Genomic DNA, 8,656 nt, shown 5'->3' on the forward strand with positions numbered 1-8,656 from the left:
ATTTGCGACCCAGTTTACGGGGGTCAACGCATTCATGTACTTCACCCCGATCATCCTGCGTCAGACGGGGCTCGGAACCGAGGCCGCTCTGATCGCAACAATCGGCGATGGTCTGGTCGCGGTAGGCGCGACATTTGCCGGCATCTGGATGATTGGACGCTTCCCGCGGCGGGTCACACTGCTGGGCGGTCTGGGCGGCGTGGTTCTGGCTCATCTGGGGCTTGGGGCCACTCTGCTGCTGCTCAAGGGCTCGGAAATCGAAAGTTATGTCGCGCTTGGCTTTATCCTTCTGGCTCTGCTGTTCATCCAGATGATGGTCTCGCCATTGTACTGGCTGCTGATGTCCGAGCTTTTTCCCATGCGGGCCCGTGGAGTTCTGACGGGCCTGTCGGTCTCATCCCAGTGGATCTTTAACGCTACAGTCGCTTTCCTCTTCCCTATTTTTCTGCACGCGATCGGTCCCGGTACGTTTTTCGTTTTCGCCACGATCAACGTATTGTCCTTCTGCTTCGTGGCGCGCTTCCTGCCTGAAACGAAAGGCTTTTCCCTGGAAAAGCTGGAGACGCATCTCAAAGAGCATTTTTCTCCGGACACGGCCGTCTCTGAAGAAGCGGTTGATCCCGCACCACTCAGGATAGACCGTCATGCGGACATCACCTGATCCCCGTTGCGACCAATCTGCGAGATCTGGCAATGCCCGACGGATAGGGCGCGGCCACCCGGAATATCTGCCCCGTCCACCGGCGACAGTGCCAGGGATCTCACTGAGAAAATCAGTGCCTTCGTCCAGACCTGTAACGCCAGAGCGAAACCGTTTGTCTGGACCGCTACAGGAGAGGCCATCTTTATGTAAATCTATTTGCAAGGCAGGACAACCTGAAGAGCTATGCCACCATCTTTCCGTCTGCCTGGCCGACACGCCGGTATGGGAGCAGCTGAAAATATTATATTCCTACTTCTGTATAACCCGTTGCTTTAAGATCGGAGCAGCCCTTCATTCTGTCTGTCGCAACATGGGAAACGATGAATTTCGTTTCGAACAAACATCAAGAATCGGAAAATCCAGGGCAGCCTGGATCTCCAAAGCAAGGAACTCCAATGCGCCTGCGCCAGATCGAAGTTTTCTATGCGATTATGACTGCGGGTTCGCTCCGACGCGCTGCCGAACTGCTTCATGTCTCGCAGCCGGCGGCAAGCAAGGTTCTGCGCTATGCCGAGCAGTCACTGGGATTTGCGCTGTTTGAGCGCGCGGGAGGACGACTGGTGCCGACGCGCGAGGCCCGCATCATGCTGCCCCACGTCAACGCGATCTTCGAGAAACTGTCCGACCTCAAACGCCTGACCGACAATCTGCGTTACGCCCGCGACGGACACTCCATCAGTATCGGATGCGTACCAAGTCTGGGGCTGAGCCTCGTACCCCGTGTCGTGCAACGCTACCGCGCGGATCATCCAGGCATGGAACTGACAATCGATGCCATGCACGGACCCGAAATCGTGTCACGCATCATGAATCATGATCTCGACCTTGGAATTGTGTTCGGTGACTACACATGTGACGGACTGACGGCCCTGCACATCGCCAATATCCCACTGATGATGATTGATGCGGAAGAAGGAGAAGGGCCAGTCAGTGTCGCTGAAATCAACCCTGAACGCTATATCGGGCTCAGTGAGAACGATCCTACGGCCCGCATGCTGGATATGGTGATGGAAGAAGCCCGCATTCCCATCAAGGCGCATGTACGGGTACGGACCCATTTCATGGCAGCCGAACTCGTGCGTCTCGGTGGCGGGTGTGCCATCGTGGATGCTGTGACAGCCCTGCATCATCCGGGCCTGCCTCGCCCACGCCCTCTTTCTCCTCCCCTGAGCGTGACCTGTACGGTCCTGTTCCGGGCCGACCATGCCTTGTCCCAGATCTCCCAAAGCATCCTCACCCTGCTGCGCAGCGAACTGGACGTGGACCTGCTCAGCCTGAAAAAATAATAGCCAAGAATAATAGCCGGAGTTCAGCACTACTTTGGCAGAAAATGATTTGTAGGATTCCCATGTCGCTGATTGCGTGATTCATGGGGGCCGTATGGTTCTTTCGTCGACGTGACCCAAGGTTTCCATATCTTCATGGCACGGGAGAAGACATTTCCCTGCGAAAGCGTTCATCAACTCTGTGCCGGGCGTATATGACAGCGTCTGGCAGAGCTTTTCCATCAGCCAGAGCCGCGGCCAGACTGCTGGCCAGATGGCATCCTGTTCCCCGCAGATCAAATGGATAGCGCGCGGAACGGAAGGACGATGCCGGACGACCGGGCTGAAACAGGATATCCGTCGATAGCTCGGGATGGCCGTCATGGCCCCCTTTCAGCAGGACGCTCTGGCACCCCCGATCCAGCAACATCCCGACAACGTCGCCATCTTCAGAGAGTGTCTCCGGCTGGAGCACCGATTTCAAGGCTGCCAGTTCCGGCACGTTGGGGGTCAGGACTGCGATGCGGGGCACAAGCAGGTCAACAAGCGCCCTGATCCCCTCCGGCTCCAGAAGGGTATGACCGGAAGTGGAACAGAGAACCGGGTCCAGAACAACCGGCACATCGGGAAGACGGGTTGCCACGGTCCGTATGAGCGCCGCGTTGCACAGGACACCGATCTTGACGGCCCCGATGCCGTCCTCAAGCGCCGCGTCGATCTGGGCCGCGAGCATGTCCGGAGAGACGGGATCGACAGCCAGAACCCTGTGATCCGTCTGGGCCGTAACGGCTGTAACGGCGATCCGGGCCGTCTGTCCTGCGTCATGGACAGCCAGCAGATCCCGCGCAAGGCCAGCCCCTCCGCTGGAATCCATCCCGCCGATCAGAAGAACGGGGCGTTTCAACGTCCTGTCGTCGCAATATAGGACACAGCGCCGCTCCGCCCGGAAAACCGTCTTGCGGCACGCCAGGCGCGCAGACCACTTGCACAGACGAACACGGTCCTCTGCGTTCCAGCGTCCAGTATTTCCGGATCTTCGAGGGGCCCGCGTCTGGCCCAGGCCACGGAGAGCGGACCTTTTTCATCCGGCTCCCGGAGATCGAACACACGGTCTGTTTCAGTCAGCTCTTCAAGCCCCAGAATGAAGGGGCCGTCCTCTTCCGGCTCGGGAGCGCCATCAAAGCGAAAGGACGAACTCCGCCAGTGTTCCAGATCCAGACGGATCATCTGCCCCAGCGGCGAGGGTTGCAGATCAAGCAGGAGGGACAGCGTCATCTGGGCCTGTATCGCGCCCAGAGCCGCCACGACAGGCCCGGACACGCCTGCGTCTGAGCAGGTAGGGAAACTGGCGGGAATGTCCGGGAAGACGGCGCGATAGCCGGGCGCTCCGCCACAGAATCCGCCTGCATAGCCGGACTGCCCCAGGACTGACGCGCTGATGAGAGGGAGCCCTGCCTCAAGACAGAGGTCCGACAGCATATAGGTCACGGCCACACTGTCCGCCGCATCGACCACGACTGAGAGACCCGGCAGAAGGCGACGTGCGGACGCGGGTTCCAGACGCTCGGCGACGGGTATGATCCGGCAATCCGGATTCAGGCCAGACAGTCGCTCTGCGACGCAGGAGACTTTCAGTTTGCCGATATCGTCCACGCGGAACAGGGTCTGCCGATGAAGATTGCTTTCATCAACACGGTCATGATCCACCAGCGTGATCTTGCCACATCCGGCTCCGGCCAGCGCTGGCAGAACCGTCGCCCCGAGACCACCGGCGCCGACAACCAGAACATGGGCATCCAGAAGACGTTTCTGATCGGCCTCGCCCTGCGGAAAGAGGCTGATCTGCCGCACGTATCGGCTCATCGCCTGTAAGCCCGTGTGGTGGAGACCCATTCCTGACAGCGGGCCACAGGGTCGTCCGCCATCTGGATATCCGTGACAACGGCGGCGCTGTCCGCCCCGGCGGAAAAGACGTCTGCCAGGCGCTCGGGCGTCAGACCACCAATGGCCACGAGCGGCGTCTGGCCGGCGCGTTTCTTCCAGTCCGCCACCCGCTCCAGCCCCTGCGGTCCCCATTTCATTTTCTTCAGAAGGGTCGGATAGACAGGCCCAAGGGCGACATAGGCCGGTTCGAAAGACAGGGCATGTTCCAGTTCCGCCGGGTCGTGGGTGGACAGGCCGAACCGGATCCCGGCCTTGCGAAGTGCGGCAAAATCCGCAGTCTCCATGTCTTCCTGACCGAGATGGACGAAATCGCATCCCAGCTCCATTGCAGGACGCCAGTAGTCATTGACGACAAGCTGGGCGCCATGCCGCGCGCACAGATCGCGGGCATGTCTGATCTGACGGTGGATTTCCGCCTCCGGCCTGTCCTTGAGGCGAAGCTGCACCAGCCGCACGCCACAGGGCAGAAGTGTTTCAAGAAGCCCCACGTCGCCGACAAGAAGATAGAACGGATCGAGCGTCATCATGCCAGTTCCGCCAGTCCGAAAACGGGCGTCGAGGCGCTGGCCATGTCCCGCTCCGGCATGAGGCCGGCCTCGAAACCCTCGCGTCCCGCCTGTATGGCGCGCCCGAAGGCCCGCGCCATACCCACAGGATCGACCGCCTTCGCCACGGCGGTATTCAGCAGGACCGCATCAAATCCCAGTTCCATGGCCTGCGCGGCCTGACTGGGCGTACCGATCCCCGCATCCACGATCAGTGGCACATCGGGGAAATGCGCCCTCATGGTCCGCAGGCCCGCGGGGTTTCGCAGGCCCTGTCCTGAACCGATGGGCGCGCCCCAGGGCATCAGGACTTTGCAACCGGCCTCAAGCAGCTTTTCGCCCACGATCAGGTCCTCGGTCGTGTAGGGAAAGACATCGAACCCTTCCGCACACAGCACGCGCGCGGCCTCGACGAGGGCGAACGGATCAGGCTGGAGCGTATCGGCATGACCGATGACTTCCAGCTTGATCCATGAGGTGCCAAACACCTCGCGCGCCATTCGCGCAGTGGTTACGGCTTCCCTGACGGTATGACAGCCCGCTGTATTGGGCAGCAGACGGCAGCGGCTTTCAGCCAGAAGATCGCGGAATGCCCCCCCTGCCACACCTTCCCGCCTCAGCGAGACGGTAATGACCTCGGCACCAGAGGCCGCGATGGCCTCAAGCAGGATCTGTGGCGACGGATATTGCGCGGTCCCGAGCATCAGACGGGACGTCAGATCGACACCATGGAACATGTCAGCCTCCCTGCATCGGCGACAGGACTTCAACCTTCACGCCATCATCCAGACGAGTTTCGGAGCGAAGGGAGCGGGCAATGAATTCGCCATTCACGGCCGTGGCGACGCAGGAGGATTCAAATCCCTGCTCGCTGAGCAGATCCGCCAGCGTCTGGGCCTGCGTTTCAATTGTCTGGCCGTTCAGATCAATCCGCATGGGCGTAAAGCTCCGCAAGTTCCGTAGCCAGTTGCTCTGCGCAGACAGGTGCCATTAGAAAACCGTGGCGATACATCCCGTTCACATGGATGCGGTCCATAGCGTGTCGAATGGCCGGAATATTGTCAGGAAAGGACGGACGCAGACCTGCGCCCAGTTCAAGGATTTCCGCTTCGGCAAAACCGGGATGAAGCGTATAGGCTGCCGAAAGCAGCTCCATCGCGGCCCGCGCCGTAACGCCTCCGCGACGCGCACTTTCCACCATGGTCGCACCGATCATGTAACGCCCGTTCTCGCGCGGCACGATGTAGCAGGGGAAACGGGGATGCAGCAGACGCACGGGCCGCGTCAGCGTCACGTCCGGCGCATGCACGATCAGCATTTCACCCCGGACACCGCGCAGATCGGCCAGATCCTCCCGGGCCGCCAGCCCCCGACAGTCCACGATCCGGCCCCGTGGCGCTCCGGTCCGGAACGACACGCCTCTGCTTTCCAGACGGCTTCGCAGGCTGGCCAGCGCCAGGCGTGGGTCCAGATGCGCTTCGCTTGAAAAGAACAGTCCCCGTGCGAAACGTCCTGCCAGATCCGGCTCCAGATCCCCGGGAGACACCCAGTCATGCTCCCGCGTCGCCCGTGCAAAACGCGCCAGTTCGGAAACATCCCGAGGCGGCGCGACAACAAGCGTGCCATGCCTCACAACACCGGACACATGCGCGGCCCACCAGTTCACGGAAGCCCGCCCTTTTGCCACGATCAACTCCGGCGCACTTTCCCCTTCGCAGAAAGGCGCCAGCATTCCCCCCGCAAACCATGACGCCGGTTCCGGGGCACCAGCCGGGACGATGACTTCCACGTCAAGATCCCGGTCGGAAAGGGCCGTGGCACAGCATAGTGCCGTAACCCCTTCCCCCAGGACGGAATGGATCATTCCGCCGGTTCCGTCACCGGAACATAAAGCTGCCCGCCTTCACGGAATTTCCCCGCCATCTGTTGCATACCGTCCTGCTTTTCCGCCTCGGCCCGGATGTCATGCGAAATTTTCATCGAACAGAACTTCGGCCCACACATGGAGCAGAAATGGGACACTTTGTGCGCCTGCTTGGGCAGGGTCTCATCATGCATGGACCGGGCGGTATCGGGGTCCAGCCCCAGATTGAACTGGTCCTCCCACCGGAACTCGAACCGCGCCCGCGACAAAGCATCATCCCGCATCCGCGCGCCCGGATGACCCTTCGCCAGATCCGCCGCATGGGCTGCGAGCTTGTAGGTGATGACACCCGTCTTGACGTCATTCCGGTCCGGCAGGCCCAGATGTTCCTTCGGCGTGACATAGCAGAGCATCGCCGTGCCAAACCAGCCGATCATGGCCGCGCCGATGGCGGAGGTGATGTGATCGTAACCAGGCGCGATATCGGTCGTCAGCGGGCCAAGCGTATAGAACGGCGCCTCGTGGCAGTGCTCAAGCTGTTTGTCCATATTGGCCTTGATCTTGTGCATCGGGACATGACCCGGCCCCTCGATCATAACCTGACAGTCCTTCGCCCAAGCGATTTTCGTCAGTTCACCAAGGGTTTCCAGCTCCGCGAACTGCGCCGCATCATTGGCGTCCGCGATCGCCCCGGGACGCAGACCGTCCCCGAGCGAGAACGACACGTCATAACGCCGGCAGATGTCGCAGATCTCCTCGAAATGCTCATACAGAAAGCTCTCACGGTGATGATGCAGGCACCATTTCGCCATGATGGAACCGCCGCGCGACACAATGCCTGTCACCCGTCGCGCCGTCAGGGGGATCATGTGCAGCCGGACACCGGCATGGATGGTGAAGTAGTCCACGCCCTGTTCGGCCTGTTCGATCAGCGTGTCGCGAAAGATCTCCCATGTCAGGTCTTCCGCAATCCCGCCCACCTTTTCCAACGCCTGATACAGCGGCACTGTCCCGATCGGCACAGGCGCGTTGCGAATGATCCAGTCCCGGATGTTATGGATGTTGCGGCCCGTCGAGAGATCCATGACGGTATCCGCGCCCCAGCGGATCGACCAGACCATCTTTTCGACTTCCTCTTCCATGGAAGAGGTGACAGCCGAATTGCCGATATTGGCGTTGATCTTCACCAGAAAGTTGCGCCCGATGATCATCGGCTCAAGCTCACGGTGATTGATGTTGGCGGGGATGATCGCCCGGCCCGAGGCAATTTCCTGCCGGACAAATTCCGGTGTCACGAAGTCCGGAATGCAGGCGCCGAAATCTTCGCCATCCCGCTCTTCCTTCAGCGCCTGCGTTCGGCCGATATTTTCCCGGATAGCAACGAATTCCATCTCCGGCGTAATGATACCAGCGCGGGCATAGGCCATCTGGGTCACTGCACGATCCCCCACCGCACGCATGGGGCGGCGCTGGTTCGGAAATGCCGGTGTCAGTCGCTCCCCTTCCGCAAAACCGTTATCGGCTGCCGTGATCGTGCGACCATCATACTCCTCCACGTCACCGCGATGCCGCAGCCAGTCCCCGCGACTATCCGCAAGACCCTTCGCAATGTCGATGCTGATGGCGATGTCGGTATAGGGCCCGGAACTGTCATAGACGTTCAGCGGACATTCGTCCGAAACCTCGATCTGCCGCATGGGCACTGTGATGTCATGAAGCGTGCCCTGAACATGGACCTTGCTGGAAGCCGGCAAAGGACCTGTCGTAATGGCCGGAATGGAAGCGTTCATATGGTGTCTCCTCAAGCGCACTCGAAAAGACCCAGGGAGAACGTGAAGCAGAAAGGGAGCCGCCGTCTCCTGTGCACAGAGACACAGAAAGGGCCGGATCGGCCCGACAGGCGCTTCCCCACATAGCGATGGAAATAAGCGCCCTTCGGTCTTCCTACGCCAGTATCAACTGGGTCAGGTTCAAAGGGTCGCTTCACCGTGAGCCGGTTTCCCGACAACACCAATCAGCCTCTCAGTCCCTTAAGGCGGGACCCCCCTGACGAGCCGTGATAGTGAGGGAGAAATGAAAAAAAATCAATCGCGCAGAATAATTTTCCCTACAGATCAAGGCTTTCTCTCCATGGAAAAAAGCGCAGACCGACCAGATCGATGCGGAACTGGAGGAACAGGAATCAGTCTGGGCTGAAGGTCTCTGATCTTTGCCACAAACACGGGATCACTAACGCGACGTTCCATAAATGGAAGACCGCTATGGTGGCCTTGAAATATCCGAGGCCCTTGTCATTCCATCAGAGGTGGTCCCGGTTTTTCGGACAGGGGGTTAG

General features: G+C 60.1%; 9 protein-coding genes, 1 pseudogene and 1 riboswitch. Of the genes and pseudogenes, 3 read left to right on the forward strand and 7 right to left on the reverse strand.

Annotation, left to right across the window (positions count from 1 at the left end):
• Positions 1 to 661: MFS transporter (locus GFJ39_RS13000; RefSeq protein ID WP_153431791.1), on the forward strand; the 661-nt coding region annotated here is incomplete at its 5' end.
• Positions 662 to 1,098: 437 nt separating this feature from the next.
• The gene (locus tag GFJ39_RS13005; protein ID WP_153431793.1) at positions 1,099 to 1,989 is read left to right on the forward strand and encodes a LysR family transcriptional regulator; all 891 of its coding nucleotides are present in this window, start codon (positions 1,099 to 1,101) and stop codon (positions 1,987 to 1,989) included.
• Positions 1,990 to 2,122: 133 nt separating this feature from the next.
• Here the strand turns inward: GFJ39_RS13005 and GFJ39_RS13010 are convergent, their stop codons facing one another.
• Genes GFJ39_RS13010 through thiC form a run of 7 tightly spaced genes read right to left on the reverse strand, consistent with a single transcriptional unit; the run spans position 2,123 to position 8,111 of the window.
• The gene (locus GFJ39_RS13010) at positions 2,123 to 2,872 is read right to left on the reverse strand and encodes a hydroxymethylpyrimidine/phosphomethylpyrimidine kinase family protein (RefSeq protein WP_153431795.1); all 750 of its coding nucleotides are present in this window, start codon (positions 2,870 to 2,872) and stop codon (positions 2,123 to 2,125) included.
• Positions 2,869 to 3,831, reverse strand: a complete 963-nt coding sequence (locus GFJ39_RS13015; protein ID WP_153431796.1) for a HesA/MoeB/ThiF family protein — start codon at positions 3,829 to 3,831, stop codon at positions 2,869 to 2,871. The genes GFJ39_RS13010 and GFJ39_RS13015 overlap by 4 nt, the downstream gene beginning before the upstream one ends.
• A complete protein-coding gene (locus tag GFJ39_RS13020) occupies positions 3,828 to 4,439 on the reverse strand; it encodes a thiamine phosphate synthase (protein WP_153431798.1) in 612 nt (203 codons plus the stop codon). Before GFJ39_RS13020 ends, GFJ39_RS13015 begins: the two co-directional genes overlap by 4 nt.
• Positions 4,436 to 5,194: a thiazole synthase gene (locus GFJ39_RS13025; RefSeq protein WP_153431800.1), complete on the reverse strand. Its 759-nt coding sequence runs from the start codon at positions 5,192 to 5,194 to the stop codon at positions 4,436 to 4,438. The genes GFJ39_RS13020 and GFJ39_RS13025 overlap by 4 nt, the downstream gene beginning before the upstream one ends.
• 1 nt (position 5,195) lies before the next feature.
• The gene (gene thiS / locus GFJ39_RS13030; protein WP_153431801.1) at positions 5,196 to 5,393 is read right to left on the reverse strand and encodes a sulfur carrier protein ThiS; all 198 of its coding nucleotides are present in this window, start codon (positions 5,391 to 5,393) and stop codon (positions 5,196 to 5,198) included.
• On the reverse strand, positions 5,383 to 6,321 hold the full coding sequence (locus GFJ39_RS13035) for an FAD-dependent oxidoreductase (RefSeq protein ID WP_153431803.1): 939 nt from the start codon (positions 6,319 to 6,321) through the stop codon (positions 5,383 to 5,385). The genes thiS and GFJ39_RS13035 overlap by 11 nt, the downstream gene beginning before the upstream one ends.
• Positions 6,318 to 8,111, reverse strand: a complete 1,794-nt coding sequence (gene thiC / locus GFJ39_RS13040) for a phosphomethylpyrimidine synthase ThiC (protein ID WP_153431805.1) — start codon at positions 8,109 to 8,111, stop codon at positions 6,318 to 6,320. The genes GFJ39_RS13035 and thiC overlap by 4 nt, the downstream gene beginning before the upstream one ends.
• Before the next feature lie 134 nt (positions 8,112 to 8,245).
• Positions 8,246 to 8,379, reverse strand: a riboswitch (TPP riboswitch).
• Between the two features lie 101 nt (positions 8,380 to 8,480).
• Here thiC and GFJ39_RS14335 point away from each other — a divergent pair.
• Positions 8,481 to 8,608: pseudogene (locus GFJ39_RS14335) on the forward strand (transposase); the annotation flags it as partial.
• Positions 8,609 to 8,656: the final 48 nt, after the last annotated feature.

The sequence above is a fragment of the Gluconobacter aidae genome, from assembly GCF_009547075.1.
GTDB classification, from domain to species: Bacteria; Pseudomonadota; Alphaproteobacteria; order Acetobacterales; family Acetobacteraceae; genus Gluconobacter; species Gluconobacter aidae.